The following is a 20,255-nucleotide window of genomic DNA, read 5'->3' as shown; positions in this document are numbered from 1 at the left end:
CAGGCTCCTATAGACGATATTGGGGCGCCGCGGCGACCCTGCGAGGACTACTCATGAAGCCCGAGATTCACCCCGACTACCACACCATCAAGGTCGTGATGACCGATGGCACCGAGTTCCACACCCGCTCGACCTGGGGCAAGGAAGGCGATGTCATGCAGCTCGACATCGATTCCAAGACGCACCCGGCCTGGACCGGCGGCACGCAGCAGCTGATGGACCGTGGTGGCCGCCTGTCGCGCTTCAACACGAAGTTCGGCGGCTTCGGCATCGGCGCCAAGAAGTAAGGCCTGGCGCGCCGGCTTTGGCCGGCGCCTCCCGCCCGCGAGCGGAGCTTCTCAACGACAAAACCCCCGGCTCGCGCCGGGGGTTTTTGTTTGGGTCGGAGCCCCGCCGCGGCGGCCTGACGGACCGTCGAGGCGAGCGCCGAAAACGGGTCGTCTCAGCTCCGGAAAGCCGACTGCAGCAAGCGCTGCTGCATGGCGACGGGGTTCGGGATGGTCGGAGCGTCCTCGGTCTTGCCCTCCATAAGGCGATCGAGATGCAAAATGCGGCTCTGCAGGCGCAGCGAACTGCCAATCAACATGCGCAGCTGCTCGGGGAGGCTCTCGACCGTCTCAGGGCTGCTCGCCCCGTTCTGGCTCGAAAGGCGCACCTTTTCCTTCTGGCGCTGCGCATCGTCCGAGGTGAGCTCACCTTCCGACACAGCCCGCTGCAGCAGCAGCCAGGAGGCGAGCTGCATCAGGCGGGTCGTCAGCCGCATGCTCTCGCTCGCATAAGCGAGAGCTGCAAGGCGCGGCAGGTTCTTGGATTCCTCGCGGCCTTCGCCGTCCAGGTAGGCGGCCGTGGCCTCCACAAGGGACATCCCCTCGCGAAACAGCGTGCGAAACGCATCCGAGGAGACGAAGCTCTCCGCGAAGGACACGGGCTTCGGGAAGGAAACCTTGTGCTGGATCTCGTTCATCACGCCACTTCTCCGCTCACTGTCGCGGCGCTGGCTCACCATCGTCCCGGAACGATCCCGGGTCAGGGTCCAGCCGCCTTCGTGGCGGTACGGAGCAAACATAGCGCCAGCCGGGGCTGGTACGCCACTTTAACTGTTTGTTAACCCTAACGCTGTGGACAGCACGGGTGCAACGCGTGCCGGCCCGCACAGGTTGCGCCACGCTTGCGGCGCCCTAGAGAGTTGATGGCGCAAAAAAAAGCCGCCCGAAGGCGGCTTTGCGGAGTGGGTAAACAGGGAGGCGTCAAACAGAGTGGACAGGAGCCACTCGACATCCAGAAGGAATCTGGATGTTTCATTCATAGTCCCGAAAGCTTAACCACCCGTTAAGGTGGAGCTTCCGGTTATTCCCTCCTGTGCCGAAATCGTTCGCCGCGTTCTCTCCCGTCCCGGAACGCCACACTGGCGCCCGCCGCCGGGGCGACGGAGATTAGCCGCTCAGCTCTTGAAAAACGCGGACGCCGCGTCGCGAGACGCCATCTTGGCTTTGCGGGCGTCCTGAAGGCGTGCGATTTCGGCCTGGAGTTGGCTGACCCGCTCGTCGATCTCGTCCACTGACAAGGCTGAGAGGTCCTGCCCGACGGCATGTTGCATCGGCTTGCGTTGGGCCAGGTCGTCTGCGAAGGGATCAGCCATGGTGCGCTCCATCTGCGATGACGGGGCGCGCAGGATAGACAAGCCCGGCTGGAGCGCAAAATGGCGCGAACGGGACCATTTGCGCCAGAACGCGTTCCGGACCACCACGTCCGAAGCCCTCAGGAGGCCCGCATGACCGCAACGCCGCAGACCATGACCGCGATCGGCATCAAGGAGCCGGGCGGCCCCGAAGCGCTCGCGCCGGAAAGCCGCCCCGTGCCGCAGCCCGGCCCGGGCGAAGTGCTGGTGCGCGTGGCGGCCGCGGGCGTGAACCGGCCCGACGTCATGCAGCGCAAGGGGCTTTATCCGCCGCCGCCCGGCGCCTCGGACATTCCCGGCCTGGAGATCGCCGGCCAAGTTGTCGCGGTGGGGGAGGGCGCCACCCGCTACCGGGTCGGCGACCGGATCTGCGGGCTCGTCTCGGGCGGTGGCTACGCGGAGTATTGCCCGGTCCACGAGAGCAACGCGCTCCCGATCCCGGACGGCGTCTCGATGGTGGAGGCGGCCGCCATTCCGGAGACGTTCTTCACGGTCTGGACCAACGTCTTCGAGCGCGGTCGGCTGAAATCCGGCGAAACCTTCATGGTGCATGGCGGCACATCCGGCATCGGCACGACGGCGATCATGCTCGCCAAGGCTTTCGGCGCGACCGTGATCGCGACGGCCGGATCCGATGAGAAGTGCGAGGCCTGCCGCAAGCTCGGCGCGGATGTGGCGATCAACTACAAGACGCAGGACTTCGTGGCCGAGTGCAAGGCGGCGACCGGCAAGAAGGGCGTGGACGTCATCCTCGACATGGTCGGCGGCGACTACATTGCGAAGAACTACGAGGCGGCCGCCGTTGAGGGCCGCATTGTGCAGATCGCCTTCCAGTCCTCGTCCAAGACGCAGATCGACTTCATGCGGCTGATGCTGAAACGCTTGACGCATACGGGCTCGACGCTGCGCAGCCGCTCGCCCGCCGAGAAGGCCGCGATCGCCGACCAACTCGTCGAAAAGGTCTGGCCTCTTGTCACGTCTGGTCAGGTCCGGCCCGTGATCCACAAGACGTTTCCGCTGGCGGAGGCCGCTCAGGCGCACGCGCTGATGGAAACCAGCCAGCACATCGGCAAGATCGTGCTCACGGTGGAGTAATCGACGTTCAAAGGCGGGGAGCCGTCCGTGAACCATCACGCCGATTGCGTCGGGACGACGGGCGGATTATATAGCGCGCATCCCCGATCAGTGATGGCTGCCCTGGGGCTCCGACCGAAAGGTCCGGCCGGAGCGCGAAGGAGCTATGTCGTCGAGGGGCCTGATTTTCAGCGCCGTTTTGCAGAGGAGCGCGATCATGAGCACTGGACCGCTGATGCCGAAGGCGACGGCCGTCTGGCTTGTCGACAACACATCGCTGTCGTTCGAGCAGATCGCCGACTTCTGCAAGCTGCACCCTCTCGAGGTGAAGGGCATCGCGGACGGCGAGGTGGCCGCCGGCATCAAGGGCCTCGACCCGGTCGTGGCCGGGCAGCTCACGCGCGACGAGATCGAGAAGGCCGAGAAGGACCGCAATCATCCGCTGAAGCTGGCTGTGTCAAGCGTCCGGATCCCCGAGCAGAAGCGCAAGAAGGGTCCGCGCTACACGCCTTTGTCGCGCCGCCAAGACCGTCCCAACGCGATTCTCTGGCTGCTGCGCAACCATGCCGAGCTCAAGGACGCGCAGATCATGCGCCTGGTGGGCACCACCAAGACCACGATCCAGCAGATCCGCGACCGGACGCACTGGAACGCCGCGACGTTGAGCCCGCTCGACCCCGTGACGCTGGGCCTGTGCTCGCAGATTGACCTTGATTTCGAGGTCGCCAAGGCCGCCAAGGACCGGCCCGCGAGCGTCGAGTCCAGCGGCCAGACGCTTCTGCCCGCCGAGATCACAACCGCCAAGGAGCCGGTTCAGCAGCCCTTTGCGTCGCTCAATGCTCCGAAAGAAGAGGAAGAGCGGATCGACGCCGAGTCGGTGTTCGCCAAGCTCAAGCCTCTCAAGGGCCGCCGCGGCGAGGATGACGACGAGTAGTCTGGCTGTTGCGGCCGAGACACATGGGTTGACGATGGCCGGGCATGTCCCGGCCATTCGCTTTTCTGGCGCGGTTTCGCCGCAAATCAGCTTTGAGAACAACGCCAGTTCGTTGGGCTAGAGCCGCCAAGCTCAAGCCGCGTCGTTCACCAAGCATTCACCATCCGGGCAATCGCTCGAAAGCAACATATTCCGAAAACGATCCAGCAAGGTTGACGGAACCTTCGCTTAACCACCCGGGCGTAAGCGTCGGGTCAACGGTTTATCACAAGGAGCAAGACTATGACGGGTACCCTCGCGGTCGCGAAAGCGGCGAAGCTCGGCATCGTGCTCGCGGCGGCGCTGACCCTGGCTGCCTGTTCGTCGAACAAGGCGGCGGACGGCTCTGACGCCATGGGCGCCGGCGGCGCAGGACGGTTCGGAGCAGGCGGCGGCGCGGGCACGCCGGGTTCGGCCCAGGACTTCATCGTCAATGTCGGCGACCGCGTGTTCTTCGAGACGGATTCCACCGACCTGACCCCGACCGCGACCGCCACGCTGGACAAGCAGGCGCAGTGGCTGAGCCAGTATCCGCGCTACGCCATCACGATCGAAGGCCATGCGGACGAGCGCGGCACGCGCGAATACAACTTCGCGCTCGGCGCCCGTCGCGCCCAGGCGGCCCGCGACTATCTCGCTTCGCGCGGGGTGAACGGCTCGCGCCTGAAGACAATCTCGTTCGGCAAGGAGCGGCCGGTCGCGGTGTGCGACGACATCTCGTGCTGGTCACAGAACCGCCGCGCCGTCACGGTGCTGGGCGGCGCCGCGGGCATGTGATCCGCAACGCCTCACGACACGAACCGGCGCCCATGTGGCGCCGGTTTTCGTTTGCGGCCACTGTCACGCTCACGCCAGACGGGCGACATATTTTGGCCGCGGCGGCTCCCATGCTAGACGAGGGTTGCAGATGCCCGAGCCCGGAAGATCCTCCACCATGATTCGTCGCGTCGTGTGGGCCCTTGCGGCCGTTGTTCTCGCAGGGCTTGTCGCCCCCTCCGCCCGGGCGCAGGATGTGTCCGAGCTTTTGGTGCGCACCAGTCGCCTGGAAGGGCAGGTTCGCCAGCTCTCCGGGCAAATCGAGCAGTTGCAGTTCCAGAACAAGCGGCTCGAAGACCAGCTGCGCAAGTTCCAGGAAGACGTGGAATTCCGGTTCCAGGACATCAAGGGCGGAGCCCGCCCGGCCGCTTCGGGCGCTACGCCGCCCGCGACGCAGCCCAAGGCGCCGCCGCAGAAGCGCAGCGACGCGTTTGATCCCTCGGCGCAGCCGACGGCGCCTGGCGCGCCGCGAACGCTCGGATCGCTCGGCGGCGACGGCGGGCTCGGCGCGGCGGCCGCTGCGCCGGTGGGCCCCCAAGACCGAGCGGGTCTTCAGGACCGCGGCATCGCGGACATCATCGACGACGAGCCCGGCGCGCCCATGGATCTCGGCGGCATGAACCGTCGTTCCGCCGCCCTGCCACAGGGAGCTTTGCCGCCAGGCGGCGTCGGTGCGCCCCCTTCCACGGTTCCGCAGGTTTCGCCGCCGCCCGGCACGCCGCGCGTCGCCGCCCCGATGCAGACGGGAACGGTCGCCACTGCCGGATCGGGCCTCGCCAAGGACGACTATGACCTCGCCTACGGGCTCGTGCTGCAGCGGCAATACGAGCAGGCCGAAAACGCCTTCAAGCAGTTCCTGCAGGCGCATCCGCGCGACCGGATGGCGGCCAACGCGACATACTGGCTGGGCGAGACATACTACCGCCGGGGCCAGTACCCGGACGCGGTTGAGCAATATCTCAAGGTCTACAAGCAGTATAACGGATCCAAGGTCGCGCCCGAGAGCATGTTGAAGCTCGGCCTCGCGCTGCGGGGCATGGGCCAGCCCGACCAAGCCTGCGCGACGCTCGCCGAAGTGACGCGCCGCTACCCGGACGCGTCCGCGGACGTCAAAGCCATGGCGGATCGCGAAATCCGGAAGGGCTCCTGCGCCAATTGAGCGGGCCTGCGCCGATCGGAGCGGCCGAGGCGGAGTTCCTGTTCGCTCCGTTCGCCGCGCACGAGGCCGTTTTGCTCGCCGTCTCCGGCGGAGTTGATTCAGTCGCGATGATGCTGCTAGCCGCCCGCTGGCGAGCGTCCGGTCCGACAGGGCCCAAACTCTTCGTCGCGACGGTCGATCACGGGCTCAGGCCCGAATCCGGAATGGAGGCAGCGACCGTCGCCGGTTGGGCGAGGGAAGCGAGCCTCCCGCATGCGACGCTGGTCTGGAATCATCGCCAGGCCGGCAGGGTGAGCCAGGAAAGCGCCCGGGCTGCACGCTACGGCCTGCTACGCGAACACGCTCGAACAATCGGGGCCGACGCCCTGGCGACCGCGCACCACGCGGACGATCAGGCCGAGACCGTGCTGATGCGCTTGGTCCGAGGCAGCGGCCCGGCCGGCCTCGCCGGAATGCGGCAGGGGGGGACGCTGGATGGGCTGACGCTTTTGCGTCCGCTTCTTAATGTCCCGAAGGTGCGGCTGGCCGCTACCCTCGCGCGGGCTGGCCATCCATTTTGTGAGGACCCGAGCAATGAAAAGCCGCTCTATGCCCGAAACAGGATCCGGCGATTGTGGGCCCTCTTGGAGCCCGAGGGGCTGACTCGGGAGCGCCTGACCACGCTGGCGGCCCGCGCGGCCCGGGCCGAGCAGGCGCTGAGCGCCGCGGCGGACAAGGCCTTTGCGGGGCTCGCCTCGCAAGCGGGAGGAGGGCTGGCCTTGGCGGCCTCACTGTTCGATGAGCCTGCGGAAATTCGGCTGAGGCTCCTGGCGCGTGCGGTTGTGGAGGCGCGGGGTGGCGGCGAGGCCCCAAGGCTCGAGCGGCTCGAGGCGCTGGAGGCGGCGGTCGCGGAGGCCGCGGCGGAGCGGCGGAGCCTGCGGCGGACGCTGGGCGGCTGCATGGTGACGCTCGGCCGCAACGGAACGGTCACGGTGACGCAGGAAAAGCCGCGGCGCCGCGGGGCTAATCGTCAATCATAGACGCCGGTTCGGCTCGCCATCGCTCCGGGCGCTTGCTAAGAGCGGGGCTCCCGCGCGGATGAGTTCCGGGGCTTCCCTTGGCAAGGGGGCGCCCCGATCCTACATTAGCGACACGCAACCTCTCGAAATCGCTCTCCTGGCGGTACGAGACTCACCAAGGCGATCGATCGGTAATGAACCCGAACGTCCGCAATTTCGCCCTTTGGGTGATCATCTTCCTGCTCGTGCTCGCGCTCGTGACCCTGTTCCAGAATCCTGGGCAGCGCGGTCAAGCCTATGACATGAGCTACAGCCAGTTCCTCAGCGAGGTCGACACCGGCCGCGTGTCCAACGTGATCATCCAGGGTCCGGAGATCCATGGCACGTTGTCGGATGGGCGTCAGTTCCAGACCTATTCGCCGAACGATCCCGGGTTGGTGCAGAAGCTCTCGCAGAAGGGCGTGAACTTCTCCGCCAAGCCCCTGCAGGAGAACCTGCCCTGGTTCCTGGCGCTGCTCGTCAACTGGATGCCGCTGATCGTGTTCATCGCGGCTTGGATCTTCCTGTCCCGGCAGATGCAAGGCGCGAGCGGCAAGGCAATGGGCTTTGGCAAATCCAAGGCCAAGCTCCTCACCGAGGCGCATGGCCGCGTCACCTTCGAGGATGTGGCCGGCATCGACGAAGCCAAGGAAGACCTGCAGGAGATCGTCGAATTCCTGCGTGACCCGCAGAAGTTCCAGCGTCTCGGCGGTCGCATTCCGCGCGGCGTTCTGCTGGTCGGCCCTCCGGGCACCGGCAAGACGCTGACAGCCCGTGCGGTCGCGGGCGAAGCCAATGTTCCGTTCTTCACCATCTCGGGCTCGGATTTCGTCGAGATGTTCGTGGGCGTCGGCGCCAGCCGCGTGCGCGACATGTTCGAGCAGGCCAAGAAGAATGCGCCCTGCATCATCTTCATCGACGAAATCGACGCCGTCGGTCGCCATCGTGGCGCCGGTCTCGGCGGCGGCAACGATGAGCGTGAGCAGACGCTGAACCAGCTGCTCGTCGAAATGGACGGCTTCGAGGCCAACGAGGGCATCATCATCATCGCGGCCACCAACCGGCCCGACGTGCTCGATCCCGCGCTGTTGCGCCCCGGCCGCTTTGACCGCCAGATCGTTGTGTCCAACCCGGACGTCATCGGCCGCGAGAAGATCCTTCGCGTTCATATCCGCAAGGTGCCGCTTGCGCCGGATGTCGACCTCAAGGTGGTTGCGCGCGGAACGCCGGGCTTCTCGGGCGCCGACCTGATGAACCTCGTCAACGAGGCCGCCCTGCTGGCCGCGCGCCGCGGGAAGCGCATCGTCACCATGGCGGAATTCGAAGACGCCAAGGACAAGATCATGATGGGCGCGGAACGCCGCTCCACCGTGATGACGCAGGAAGAAAAGGAGCTGACCGCCTATCACGAGGCCGGTCACGCCGTCGTCGCCTTGAACGTCCCGTCCGCGGACCCGCTGCACAAGGCCACCATCATCCCGCGTGGCCGGGCGCTCGGCATGGTGATGCAGTTGCCGGAAGGCGACCGCTACTCCTACCGCTACAAGTGGATGACATCGCGCCTCGCCATCATGATGGGCGGACGCCTCGCCGAGGAGATCACCTTCGGCAAGGAGAACATCACGTCCGGCGCCCAGAGCGACATCGAGCAGGCCACCAAGCTGGCGCGCCTGATGGTGACCCGCTGGGGCTTCTCGGACGAGCTCGGCACGGTGGCGTATGGCGAGAACCAGGACGAGGTCTTCCTCGGCATGTCGGTCTCGCGCCACCAGAACGTCTCCGAGGCGACGTCCCAGAAGATCGACCAGGAAGTTCGCAACCTGATCGAGCAGGCCGCCCGTGACGCCCGCAAGATCCTGACGGACAAGCACGACGAGTTCGTCGCCATCGCCAAGGGGCTGCTCGAATACGAGACGCTCTCGGGCGAGGAGATCAAGAACCTGATCGCCGGCAAGCCGCCGGTCCGCGATGCCGGCGACGAGCCGCCGAACCGGTCCGCCCCGGTGGTGCCGACGGCCGGCAAGACCCGCCCACGGCAGGAGCCGGATGGCGGGCTGGAGCCTCAGCCGCAGGCCTGAACGGCAATTCGGCAACCTCGAACTGTAACGCCCGGCCCCTGCGCCGGGCGTTTCGTTTTTGTGGCTCCGCCTGAGCTTCAGGCCTAGTCTTTGCATCAGGTAAGCCGGATTGGCTTACGGGGGGCGAGACATGGTTGAAACAACAAGGCCTGTGGACGAGATGCTGCCGGCGCCGCGCTTGGCGGCGCTCGGCCTCCAGCACGTGCTGGTGATGTATGCGGGCGCGGTCGCGGTGCCGCTGATCATCGGGCGGGCCCTGAAGCTGCCGCCCGAGCAGGTGGCGTTCCTGATCAGCGCCGACCTGTTCGTGTGTGGGCTCGTGACGTTGATCCAATCCTTTGGCGCGCTGGGTCTCGGCATACGCCTGCCTGTGATGATGGGCGTCACCTTCGCGGCTGTCGGGCCGATGGCCGCCATGGCGGGCAACCCCGCAATCGGGCTGCTCGGGATCTACGGCTCCGTGATCGCGGCCGGCGTGGTCGGCGTCCTGCTCGCCCCGTTCATGAGCCGGCTGCTGCCGCTCTTCCCGCCCGTCGTGACCGGCACGATCATCACGGTGATCGGCATCTCGCTGATGCGCATCGGCATCAACTGGGCGGGCGGCGGGCTGCCGACAAGCCCAACCTTTGGCGCGCCTTTCAACCTCGCAATGGCGGGGTTCGTGTTGCTGGTTATCCTGGCGATCACGAAATACGGTCGCGGTTTCGTCGGCAACGTTGCGGTGCTGCTCGGCATCGTGGCGGGCTGCATGCTGGCGACGCTGCTGGGCGAGATGAGCTTCGCAAAGGTTGAGTCCGCCGCCTGGTTTGGCCTTATACTGCCGTTTCAGTTCGGCCTGCCGACCTTTGATCCCGTCGCCTGCCTGACGATGTCGCTGGTGATGATCGTCGTGATGATCGAATCCACCGGCATGTTCCTGGCGCTCGGCGAGATGACCGGAACGAAGATTACGGGCGACGACCTCACCAAGGGGCTGCGCGCCGATGGCGTCGGCACCATCCTCGGCGGCGTCTTCAACACCTTCCCGTACACGTCGTTCTCGCAGAACGTCGGCCTCGTCGGCGTTACGGGCGTGCGCTCGCGCTACGTCGCGGTCGCGGGCGGGCTGATCCTCGTGGTTCTCGGGCTCATCCCCAAGCTTGGCGCGCTCGTGGAGGCGGTGCCGACCTATGTGCTGGGCGGCGCCGGCATCGTGATGTTTGGCATGGTGGCGGCCACCGGCATTCGCATTCTCGCGGCGGTCGATTTCAAAAGCAGTCGGAACAACCTGTTCGTGGTCGCGATTTCGATTGGGTTCGGCATGATCCCGCTGGTCGCCCCGACGCTGCTCAAGAAGCTGCCCGAGGTCCTTCATCCCTTGCTGGATTCCGGCATTCTGCTGGCGTGCATCGCGGCCGTGTTGCTGAACGCCTTGTTCAACGGCGTAGGAACATCTGAAAAGGCGGCTGGAGCCCTGACGCAAGCGGCGCTTGCGGCCGACCAGCACTAAGGCAGACACCGGGCTCGATGCTTTTTGGCAGGCCGGCGCAGCGAAGCTTCGTCGGCCTGTTGCGGTTTGAAAAGATTCGTGAGTCACAATTCGAGCTTGGTCGCTGCATAAGACGGTGACCGAGATTTTGAGTCGGGCGCTGCCGAGGACGGATCATGAGCAGGAAATACTTCGGGACCGATGGCATCCGCGGCCTGTCCAACCGGGTGATCACGCCCGACCTGGCCTTGCGCGTGGGGCAGGCGGCCGGATTGGCTTTCCAGCGCGGGGACCACGCCCACCGGGTGGTGATCGGCAAGGATACGCGCCTGTCGGGCTACATGATCGAATACGCAATGGTTGCGGGGTTCACCTCCGTGGGCATGGACGTGATGCTGCTCGGCCCGATGCCGACGCCCGCCGTCGCCATGCTGACGCGCTCATTGCGCGCCGATCTCGGCGTGATGATCTCGGCCTCGCACAATCCATTCCAGGACAACGGCATCAAGCTGTTCGGCCCTGACGGTTTCAAGCTCAACGACGACACCGAGCGCGAGATCGAGGCGCTGATCGACGCCGACCTTGCGGCGAAGCTCTCGGAGCCGCGCGACCTCGGCCGCGCCAAGCGCATCGAGGGCGTGCACGCCCGCTATATCGAGTTCGCCAAGCGCACCCTGCCGCGCAACATGGACCTGTCCGGCCTGCGCATCGTCGTGGATTGCGCCAATGGGGCCGCCTACAAGGTCGCGCCTGAGGCGCTGTGGGAGCTCGGCGCCGAAGTCGTCTCGATGGGGGTCGAGCCGGACGGCTTCAACATCAACAAGGACGTGGGCTCCACCGCGCCGGATGCGCTGAGCCGCAAGGTGCGTGAGCTGCGCGCTGACATTGGCATCGCGCTGGACGGCGACGCCGACCGCGTCGTGCTGGTGGACGAAAAGGGACAGGTTGTCGATGGCGACCAGTTGATGGCGGTGGTCGCAAAGAGCTGGCGCGACGACAACAGGCTGACGCAGCCCGGCGTGGTCGCGACCATCATGTCCAATCTCGGCCTGGAACGGCACCTTGCCGACCTCGGACTGGGGCTCGCCCGTACGGCGGTGGGAGACCGCTACGTGCTCGAGCACATGCGCGAGCATGGCTACAATCTGGGCGGCGAGCAGTCCGGCCACATCATCCTGTCCGACTACGCCACCACGGGCGACGGACTGATCGCGGCCTTGCAGGTGCTGGCGGTCGTCAAGCAGCAGAACAAGCCGGTGAGCGAAGTCTGCCATTGCTTCGAGCCATTGCCGCAGATCCTGAAAAACGTGCGTTTCCGCAAGGGTGAGCCGCTGAAGAACCAGTTGGTCGTCAACGCGATCGCGGCGTCGCGCGAGCGCCTTGGGACCCATGGGCGGCTGGTGATCCGCCCCTCGGGCACCGAGCCGGTGATCCGCGTGATGGCGGAAGGCGACGATCGCGTGATCGTCGAGCAGGCGGTTGACGACGTCGTTGACGCTCTCACGTCGGCGGCCGCCTGAGGCTCGCCGGGGCCGAAGTTCGGCCCCAGGCGGCGTAAACGCGTTCGTAAGGTTAAGTCTTAGGGTTAAGTCGCCCTTAACTCTCGCCTGTCAATCTGGCCCCTGTCGAATAGCGGTAGGACGGCGTCTCGCACCCGTCCGGCCACATCAGGGAACATGTGTCATGGGCAGCGTGAAAATCCTCGCTCTTGCGGGCGCCATGGCGATCGGGGCGATGGGCTTTGCTCACGCGGCCGATATGCCGCTTCCTCCTCCGCCGCCGCTTGCGCCGAGCTATGAGCCCTCGTCCGAATATTCGGGCTGGTATTTGCGCGGCGACCTCGGCGTCGCATTCGCGAGCGAGTCCAAGTTCGAAGCCATCGCGACGCCGCCGGTCGAGTTCACGCACGACTATCACTCAATCGGGCAAGCGGCGATCTTCGGCCTTGGCGTCGGCTACCAGTTCAACAGCTGGTTCCGCGCCGACGTGACCGGCGAATACCGCACCAACATGAAATATCGGGCGACGGACAGCTACGGCTGCGGCGCTGGTCGATGCCTGGATCTCTACAGTGGCAAGCTCCAGCAGAGCGTGTTTCTGGCGAATGGCTACTTCGACCTCGGCACCTGGTACAATGTGACCCCGTATCTGGGCGTCGGTCTAGGCACCGCGTACAACGAGTTCGGCTCTGTCCAGGATTACAATCCGACAGTTTCGGGCCACGGCTCATCGGTTTCCAACAGCAAGTGGGGCTTTGCCTGGGCATTGATGGCCGGCGCGGCGATGAACCTGACGCCGAACCTGAAGTTCGATGTTGGCTATCGCTACCTCAGCCTCGGCGACTATTCGACCTTGATCAACTGCGACTGCGGCACCTCGACCCAGGAGCACAAATTTAAGCTCGCCTCGCACGATGTGCGGATGGGCCTGCGCTACATGTTCAGCGACACCGCGCTGCCCCCGATGGCTCCGCCTCCGCTGATCCGGAAGTACTGAACGACGTATCGATCGGCGGCTCGACCCGAGCCGCCCTGTGAGAGGCGGCCCGCGGATGTACCGGGCCGCCTTTTCCGTTTGACGTCGTACCCGCCTTCGCCTACCCCGGTCGGCGGGACACTCCGCCCCAACGCGGAGCGCCCATCTGCAAGGATGGAGCTATCGATGACGAACGCAATGCCCGGCCAAAAGCCGGCCAATCCCCTATTCTCGTCCGGCCCCTGCGCCAAGCGCCCTGGCTGGTCCTTGGACGCCCTCAAGGATGCGCCGCTGGGCCGCTCCCACCGGGCCAAGCCCGGCAAGGCGAAGCTGAAGCTCGCCATCGACCTCACCCGCGAGGTGCTGCAGGTTCCGGCCGACTACCGGATCGCGATCGTGCCGGCGTCCGACACCGGCGCTGTCGAGATGGCGATGTGGTCGCTGCTTGGCGCCCGCGGCGTCGACATGCTGGCGTGGGAGAGCTTTGGCGAGGGCTGGGTCACGGACGCCATCAAGCAGCTGAAGCTCAAGGACGCGCGCGTCCTGAAGGCCGGCTACGGCGACATCGTCGACCTCTCGACCATCAATTTCGACAATGACGTGGTGTTCACCTGGAACGGCACGACCTCCGGCGTACGCGTGCCGGACGGCGACTGGATTCCGGCCGACCGGGCCGGCCTGACGATCTGCGACGCAACCTCGGCGGCCTTCGCGCAGCGGCTCGACTGGCCCAAGCTCGATGTGGTGACGTTCTCCTGGCAGAAGGTGCTGGGCGGCGAGGCCGCCCACGGCATGCTGATTTTGTCGCCGCGCGCCGTCGAGCGGCTGGAGAGCTATACGCCGGCCTGGCCGATGCCCAAGATCTTCCGCATGACCAAGGGCGGCAAGATCACCGAGGGCCTGTTCGAGGGCGAGACCATCAACACGCCCTCCATGCTGTGCGTGGAGGACTACATCGACGCGCTGCAGTGGGCGAAGCGGATCGGCGGGCTCGATGCCTTGATCGCGCGGGCGGACGCGAACACGAAGATGCTCGCCGACTTCGTGGCGCAGAACGACTGGATCGCTTTTCTGGCCAAGGATGGGAGCATCCGCTCCAACACCAGCGTGTGCCTGGTGTTCTCCGATCCCGCCGTGCAGGCGCTGCCGGCTGATGCGCAGGCTGCCTTCGCCAAGGCGGTGGCAGGCGCGATCGAAAAGAATGGCGCGGGCTTCGACATCGGCGCCTATCGCGATGCGCCTCCGGGTTTGCGCATCTGGTGCGGCGCGACGGTCGAGACCGCCGACGTTCAGGCGCTGACGCACTGGATCGCGTGGGCTTTCGCGGAGGCAAAAGCCGGGCTCGCCAAGGCGGCGTAGTCGCCCGCGCTCGTTCCCTCTCCCGCCCGGCGGGAGAGGGGCAGGGGTGAGGGCCTTTGTGGCGCGCCGCCATTTTCGCAAGATCGCGGCTGCGTCGGACCCTCACCCCTACCCCTCTCCCCTGGAGGGGAGAGGGGTTCAGCCCGAACTCATCCAATTCTGCATTCAGGCGCCCAGCGCCGCCCCTCCCGCGGGAGGGATGAAGGAGACTGCATCATGGCTCCCCGCGTTCTCATTTCAGACAGCCTGTCGCCCGCCGCCGTCGCGATCTTCACCGAGCGGGGCGTCGAGGTCGACGTGAAGCCCGGCCTCGACAAAGACGAGCTCGCCCGCATCATCGGCGACTATGACGGACTGGCGATCAGGTCGGCGACCAAGGTCACCGCGAAGCTCCTGGAGAGCGCCACACGCCTGAAGGTGGTGGGCCGCGCCGGCATCGGCGTCGACAATGTCGACATTCCGGCCGCGACCGCCAAGGGCGTGATCGTGATGAACACGCCCTTCGGCAACTCCATCACGACCGCCGAGCACGCCATCGCGCTGATGTTCGCGGTGGCGCGCGAGATCCCGGCCGCCGACGCCTCCACGCAGGCGGGCAAGTGGGAGAAGAACCGCTTCATGGGTGTCGAGATCACCGGCAAGACGCTGGGGGTGATCGGCTGCGGCAATATCGGCGCGATCGTGGCCGACCGGGCGCTCGGGCTGAAGATGCGCGTGATCGCCTTCGATCCCTTCCTGTCGCCTGAGCGGGCGCTGGATCTCGGCGTGGAGAAAGTGGAGCTGGACGACCTCCTGGCGCGTGCGGACTTCATTACCCTGCACACGCCCATGACGGCGCAGACCAGGAACATCCTCTCGGCCGAAAACCTGGCCAAGACCAAGAAGTGCGTGCGCATCGTCAACTGCGCGCGCGGAGGCCTCGTCGACGAGGTCGCGCTGCGCGCTGCGCTCGACAGCGGGCATGTGGCGGGCGCGGGCTTTGACGTGTTCACGGCCGAGCCCGCCAAGGAAAATCCGCTGTTCGGGCACCCCAACGTGGTGTGCACGCCGCATCTGGGCGCGGCCACCAACGAGGCGCAGGAGAACGTCGCCCTGCAGGTGGCCGAGCAGATGTCGGATTACCTGATCCGCGGCGCGATCACGAATGCGATCAACTTCCCGTCCATCACCGCCGAGGAAGCCCCGAAGCTGAAGCCTTTCGTGGCGCTGGCCGAACGTCTGGGCTCCTTTGCGGGGCAGCTCACCGACACCGACATCAAGGAAGTGCGCATCACTTATGAGGGCGCGGTGGCGGGCCTCAAGATCAAGGCGCTCACGGCCGCCGCCATCGCGGGACTGCTGCGGCCTGCGCTGCAGGACGTCAACGTGGTGTCGGCTCCCATCGTCGCCAAGGAGCGCGGCATCGTCGTGGAGGAAACCACACGGGCGGCCGAGGGCGACTATGAGTCGCTGATCACCGTCACGGTGATCACGGACGAGCAGGAGCGCTCGGTGTCGGGCACGGCTTTCCACGACGGCAAGCCGCGCTTCGTCTCCATCAAGGGCATCAAGGTGGATGCCGAGTTTGGGCCGTCGATGATTTACGTCACCAACGAGGACAAGCCCGGCTTCATCGGCCGCTTCGCCAGCCTGCTCGGTAACGCCGGCGTCAACATCGCCACCTTCGCGCTCGGCCGCGACGCACAGGGCGGGTCGGCGATTGCGCTGGTGGAGGTGGACGGCGACGTCCCGGCCGCAGTGCTGGAGCAGATCCCGGCGCTACCGGGCGTCAAGCAGGCCAAGGCGCTGCGGTTCTGAGGGCGGAACGGCGCGCCGGTCATCCCAGCGGCGCGCCTCCTCGATCCACCGTCATCCCAACGCTTGAACCTCTCCGCGGGCCTGCTATCAGGGGACAATCGCAGCATCCGAGCGCTCTCCATGCGTTTCCTGGTCGTCGAAGGCAACACTCGCGAGGCGCGGCAACGGCATCGCGACGATTACGGGATGACGCCGTCCGAGTCCTATGGCGACGTCCTCCGGGCGCTGGAGCCGGGCGCGATCACCGACATCGCATTCCCGGCCGACGAGGGCGCGAACCTGCCGGACGGTTCGGGCCTGGAAAGCTACGACGCGGTCGTGCTCACCGGGTCGGCGCTGAACGCCTACAATGTCGAGCCCGCCGTGACGCGCCAGGTGGAGCTGGCGCGCGCCGCCTATGCGTCCGGCACGCCCATGTTCGGCTCCTGCTGGGGAATCCAGATGGGCGCACTGGCGGCCGGCGGCGATGTGCGCCGCAACCCTGCGGGCAGCGAGATCGGTTTCGCCCGCCGCATCGTCCCGACCGAGGCCGGGCGCACACACCCGTTGCTTGCCGGTCGGCCAGCGTCGTGGGACGCGCCCGCCGTGCATCTCGACGCCGTGACGACGCCCCCCGGCGACGTGTCCGTGCTGGCGTTCAACGCGATGACGCCAATGCAAGCCGCCGAGATCCGGCATGACGGCGGCACGTTCTGGGGCGTCCAGTACCATCCCGAGTTCAGCCTGCGCGAGCTCGCCGTGATCTTGTGTCGGTATGGTCGGCATCTCGTGGCCGAAGGGTTCTGCCGGGGCGAGGGCGACCATGGCCGCTACGTCGACGAGTTGATGGCGCTGCACGACGAACCGTCGCGGCAGGACCTCGCCTGGCGTCACGGCCTCGACGCCGAGGTCCTTGACCCGACCAAACGGCTCACGGAGATCCGCAACTTCCTGGATATGCGCGTGAGACCGACCCTCTCGGCGCGCGGACGCGCCTGAACCCGGAGGGCGGCCGCCACGCCGCCGCAAGGCCACGCTCACGCCGCAAAGACTGCACGATTGTCGTCTGTGGTGGTTCGGCGGAAACACCTGCCGTGCAGAGGGTCATTCATGCGCCGTGCGCTCGTCGTCCTGCTTCTGTCGGGCATCTCCACCGTGGCGCTCGCCGCAGACCTCGAGGCGCCGTCCCGGGCGGACGCCGTCACGGTTTATCCGGATGGCGCGACGGTGACCCGGGCTGTGCCGGTCACATTGCCGGCTGGCGCGACGACGCTGGTTTTGCGCGGGCTCAGCGGCTCCATGGATCCCGCCAGCGTGCGCGTCCAAGGACTGGGCGACGGCGTGATGGCGATCGGCTCGGTCGAGATACGGCCTTCGCAGGCGGACGCCAAGCCGGCTCTGGATCCCGAGTTGGAAAAGCGGGTCAATGCCCTGAAGGCTGATCGCGATGGCGTCGCCGGCCAGATCGAGGCGGCCGAGCTCAAGAAAAAGGCGATCGAGACATTCGCGCAGGCGAGCCCGGAGAAACTCGGCTCCGAGGCGAAGCCGCTGGACATCGACCGCTGGTCCGCCGCCTGGGACGCGGTTGGGGACGGCGCGGCGCGCGTCAACGAGGCGTTGCGCAGCTTACGCGCGAAAGCACGCGACCTGGATGAGCAGATCGCCGCTTTGGAGCAGTCGCGGCCTCGGCTTGCTCCGGCCACTTCGTCCCGGCGCGACCTGCTGATCACGATCGAGACAACAGGCGCCGTGAATGGCGGGCTGACGGTGACGTACCGAGTTGCGGCTGCAAATTGGCGGCCGGTCTATGACGCCCGCCTGGAAACGGGCGGAAAGGACCGCAAGCCGACGCTTGAGCTGGTCCGTCGCGCGCAGGTGAGCCAGCGCACGGGCGAAGACTGGTCCGACGTGGCGCTTTCGGTGTCGACCATCCGGGCCGCACGAGGCACGCAGGCGCCTGATCCGCCTCCGCTCACCGTCAATGTATTCGATCCGCAGGTCATCGCGTTGGATGCTGCGCGATCCCAGCAGAACAAGCTCATGATGGAGCGCGCGGCGCCGCCGGCGGCGCCCAGTCTCGCTGCGCCGCGCCGAGATGTGGCCCCGGCCCCCGTGGAGGCCGTCGAGCAGGGCGCCCAACTTGAAGCGGGGGATTTCCAGGCGTCGTTCCGGGTCGCCGGACGCGTCACCGTGCCACGTGACGGAGCAGCGAAGAGCTTCCTGCTCGGGAGCCGCAGGGTTGAGCCGAGCCTTCTCGCAAAGGTGGTCCCGGCGCTGGACGAGACCGCCTATCTGGAGGCGTCCTTCGCCAACGAGGACGAAGCTCCAGTTCTGCCTGGCGACGTCGCGCTGCACCGGGACGGCTTCTATGTCGGTAAAGGGCGCGTGAAGCTGGTCGCGCCCGGCGACAAGCTGGACCTGGGCTTTGGCGCCGACGACCGCATCAAGGTCACCCGCGCGCCTGTGAAGCGGAAGGAGAACGAGCCGTCCTGGATCGGCTCCACGAAAACCGATCAGCGCGAGTTCAAAACCACGGTTCGTAACCTGCACGACACGCCGCTGCGCATCAGCGTGATCGACCGGATTCCGGTGTCCGAGAACTCCTCCATTACGGTGGAGCCGCTGCCCGGCACGCCCGCCACCGAGAAGATCATCGCCGACAAGCGCGGCGTCATGGGGTGGACCTGGGATTATCAGGCTGGCGAGCAAAAGGAGATCAAGCTCGGCTATCGTCTGAAATGGCCGGCCGACCGCGACATCGCCATCGACGGAGCGCCGATTCGGTAGTTTTGCAGACTTGGATCCCAACGCTGAACTAAGACCCACCGCTCGCCGTCACGGAGCCGGCCTATGCGAGCCGGAGGCTCGCAATCCCAAGGTGAACCGCAGTCGTGCTTTACGCCCCGGCCCTTTGCGGGTAATGCTCCCGCGCAAGCCCCGGCTGATCCGACTTGCGGAACTGCCGGGGCTTTCGTTTTTGAACTTCTGTGTTTGGACCGGGACGACGCCGCGCGCCGCCCCTGCCGCGGATGGAGAGATCGATGGCCAATGTCGTCGTCGTGGGCGCCCAGTGGGGCGACGAGGGTAAGGGCAAGATCGTCGACTGGCTCTCGGAGCAGGCCGACACGGTCGTGCGATTCCAGGGTGGGCACAACGCCGGCCACACGCTCGTCATCGGCGAGAACGTCTATAAGCTGTCGCTGCTGCCCTCCGGCGTGGTGCGGCCCAACAAGCTCGCGATCATCGGCAATGGCGTGGTGCTCGACCCGCACGCGCTCGCGGCCGAGGTGGAAAAGCTGCAGGCCCAGGGCGTCGCGATCTCGCGCGACAACCTGCGGGTGGCCGAGAATGTGCCGCTGATCCTGTCGTTGCACCGCGAACTCGACGCCTTGCGCGAGTCGGGCGCGCCCGGCACCAAGATCGGCACCACCAAGCGCGGCATTGGGCCGGCCTATGAGGACAAAGTCGGCCGGCGCGCCATCCGGCTGATGGATCTGGCCGAACTCGACACCTTGCCGGCCAAGATCGACCGCCTGCTGACCCACCATAACGCGCTGCGGCGGGGCCTCGGGCTTTCGGAGTTCGAGGCGCAGGCGATTTTCGACGAACTCGCCTCCATCGCCCCCAAGGTGCTGCCCTACATGGATACGACGTGGCAGCTGCTCGACGAGCAGCGCCGGGCCGGCAAGCGCATCCTGTTCGAGGGCGCGCAGGGCGCGCTGCTGGACATCGACTTCGGCACCTACCCGTTCGTAACGTCGTCCAACACCATCGCCGGGCAGGCGGCGACCGGCTCCGGCATGGGGCCGCGCTCGGTGGGCTACGTGCTCGGCATCGCAAAGGCCTATACGACCCGGGTGGGCGAGGGGCCGTTTCCGACCGAGCAGGACAACGACATCGGCAACCTGATCGGCGAGCGCGGCCGTGAGTTCGGCACCGTGACGGGCCGCAAGCGGCGGTGCGGCTGGTTTGACGCCGTGCTGGTGCGCCAAACCGTCCGGACGTCCGGCATCGACGGCATCGCGCTGACCAAGCTCGACATCCTGGACGGCTTCAAGGAAATCCAGGTTTGCACGAAATATCTCCTCGACGGCCAGGAATATGACCACCTGCCCGCGAGCCAGGGCGCGCAGGCGCGCATCCAGCCGGTGTACGAGACCATCGAGGGCTGGGAAGGCTCGACGGCCGGCGCGCGCTCGTGGGCGGACCTCCCGGCGCAGGCCATAAAGTATGTGCGCAGAATCGAGGAACTGATCGGCGCGCCGGTGGCCCTTGTGTCCACGAGCCCGGAGCGTGACGATACGATCCTGGTGCAGAATCCCTTCGAGGCTTGACCCCCACAGGCTTCTCCTCCACTGAGGC

Annotated in this window: 17 protein-coding genes; 15 read left to right on the top strand and 2 right to left on the bottom strand. The window is 66.5% G+C overall.

What is annotated here, in order from left to right; genetic code table 11:
- Window positions 1–53 precede the first annotated feature (53 nt).
- Complete coding sequence (gene rpmE, locus IEV99_RS19740) at window positions 54–287, top strand: 50S ribosomal protein L31 (protein ID WP_188519418.1); 234 nt, start codon at window positions 54–56, stop codon at window positions 285–287.
- Window positions 288–442: 155 nt separating this feature from the next.
- Here the strand turns inward: rpmE and rcdA are convergent, their stop codons facing one another.
- Window positions 443–964: a protease adaptor protein RcdA gene (rcdA, locus tag IEV99_RS19735; RefSeq protein ID WP_188519417.1), complete on the bottom strand. Its 522-nt coding sequence runs from the start codon at window positions 962–964 to the stop codon at window positions 443–445.
- 477 nt (window positions 965–1,441) lie between these two features.
- A complete protein-coding gene (locus IEV99_RS19730; RefSeq protein WP_188519416.1) occupies window positions 1,442–1,639 on the bottom strand; it encodes a DUF1192 domain-containing protein in 198 nt (65 codons plus the stop codon).
- 132 nt (window positions 1,640–1,771) lie between these two features.
- On the opposite strand from IEV99_RS19730, the gene IEV99_RS19725 reads away from it, so the two are divergent.
- The 14 genes from IEV99_RS19725 (at window position 1,772) to IEV99_RS19660 (ending at window position 20,227) form a co-directional block, all read left to right on the top strand.
- On the top strand, window positions 1,772–2,773 hold the full coding sequence (locus tag IEV99_RS19725; RefSeq protein ID WP_188519415.1) for an NAD(P)H-quinone oxidoreductase: 1,002 nt from the start codon (window positions 1,772–1,774) through the stop codon (window positions 2,771–2,773).
- 196 nt (window positions 2,774–2,969) lie between these two features.
- Complete coding sequence (locus tag IEV99_RS19720) at window positions 2,970–3,686, top strand: DUF1013 domain-containing protein (protein ID WP_188519414.1); 717 nt, start codon at window positions 2,970–2,972, stop codon at window positions 3,684–3,686.
- 282 nt (window positions 3,687–3,968) lie between these two features.
- A complete protein-coding gene (pal, locus tag IEV99_RS19715) occupies window positions 3,969–4,502 on the top strand; it encodes a peptidoglycan-associated lipoprotein Pal (protein ID WP_188519413.1) in 534 nt (177 codons plus the stop codon).
- A gap of 157 nt (window positions 4,503–4,659) precedes the next feature.
- The gene (gene ybgF, locus IEV99_RS19710) at window positions 4,660–5,700 is read left to right on the top strand and encodes a tol-pal system protein YbgF (protein WP_188519412.1); all 1,041 of its coding nucleotides are present in this window, start codon (window positions 4,660–4,662) and stop codon (window positions 5,698–5,700) included.
- Window positions 5,697–6,719 carry a tRNA lysidine(34) synthetase TilS gene (gene tilS, locus IEV99_RS19705; RefSeq protein WP_188519411.1) on the top strand — a complete coding sequence of 341 codons (1,023 nt, stop codon included), beginning with the start codon at window positions 5,697–5,699 and terminating at the stop codon, window positions 6,717–6,719. The genes ybgF and tilS overlap by 4 nt, the downstream gene beginning before the upstream one ends.
- A 173-nt stretch (window positions 6,720–6,892) precedes the next feature.
- Window positions 6,893–8,815, top strand: coding sequence for an ATP-dependent zinc metalloprotease FtsH (gene ftsH / locus IEV99_RS19700; RefSeq protein ID WP_188519410.1), 1,923 nt, complete (start codon window positions 6,893–6,895; stop codon window positions 8,813–8,815).
- A gap of 130 nt (window positions 8,816–8,945) precedes the next feature.
- Complete coding sequence (locus tag IEV99_RS19695; RefSeq protein ID WP_188519409.1) at window positions 8,946–10,304, top strand: nucleobase:cation symporter-2 family protein; 1,359 nt, start codon at window positions 8,946–8,948, stop codon at window positions 10,302–10,304.
- Between the two features lie 155 nt (window positions 10,305–10,459).
- Window positions 10,460–11,803, top strand: coding sequence for a phosphoglucosamine mutase (gene glmM / locus IEV99_RS19690; RefSeq protein ID WP_188519408.1), 1,344 nt, complete (start codon window positions 10,460–10,462; stop codon window positions 11,801–11,803).
- 163 nt (window positions 11,804–11,966) lie between these two features.
- On the top strand, window positions 11,967–12,779 hold the full coding sequence (locus IEV99_RS19685; RefSeq protein ID WP_188519407.1) for an outer membrane protein: 813 nt from the start codon (window positions 11,967–11,969) through the stop codon (window positions 12,777–12,779).
- A gap of 165 nt (window positions 12,780–12,944) precedes the next feature.
- Window positions 12,945–14,117 carry a phosphoserine transaminase gene (locus IEV99_RS19680; protein WP_188519406.1) on the top strand — a complete coding sequence of 391 codons (1,173 nt, stop codon included), beginning with the start codon at window positions 12,945–12,947 and terminating at the stop codon, window positions 14,115–14,117.
- 216 nt (window positions 14,118–14,333) lie between these two features.
- Window positions 14,334–15,914 carry a phosphoglycerate dehydrogenase gene (gene serA, locus IEV99_RS19675; protein WP_188519405.1) on the top strand — a complete coding sequence of 527 codons (1,581 nt, stop codon included), beginning with the start codon at window positions 14,334–14,336 and terminating at the stop codon, window positions 15,912–15,914.
- A gap of 120 nt (window positions 15,915–16,034) precedes the next feature.
- On the top strand, window positions 16,035–16,892 hold the full coding sequence (locus tag IEV99_RS19670) for a type 1 glutamine amidotransferase (protein ID WP_188519404.1): 858 nt from the start codon (window positions 16,035–16,037) through the stop codon (window positions 16,890–16,892).
- Window positions 16,893–17,003: 111 nt separating this feature from the next.
- On the top strand, window positions 17,004–18,680 hold the full coding sequence (locus IEV99_RS19665; RefSeq protein ID WP_188519403.1) for a mucoidy inhibitor MuiA family protein: 1,677 nt from the start codon (window positions 17,004–17,006) through the stop codon (window positions 18,678–18,680).
- 254 nt (window positions 18,681–18,934) lie between these two features.
- On the top strand, window positions 18,935–20,227 hold the full coding sequence (locus IEV99_RS19660; RefSeq protein ID WP_188519402.1) for an adenylosuccinate synthase: 1,293 nt from the start codon (window positions 18,935–18,937) through the stop codon (window positions 20,225–20,227).
- The last annotated feature ends 28 nt before the right edge of the window (window positions 20,228–20,255 follow it).

This window comes from Alsobacter metallidurans (assembly GCF_014636935.1).
In the GTDB taxonomy this organism is placed as follows: domain Bacteria; phylum Pseudomonadota; class Alphaproteobacteria; order Rhizobiales; family Beijerinckiaceae; genus Alsobacter; species Alsobacter metallidurans.
This window is presented reverse-complemented; position numbering and strand designations above follow the sequence as displayed.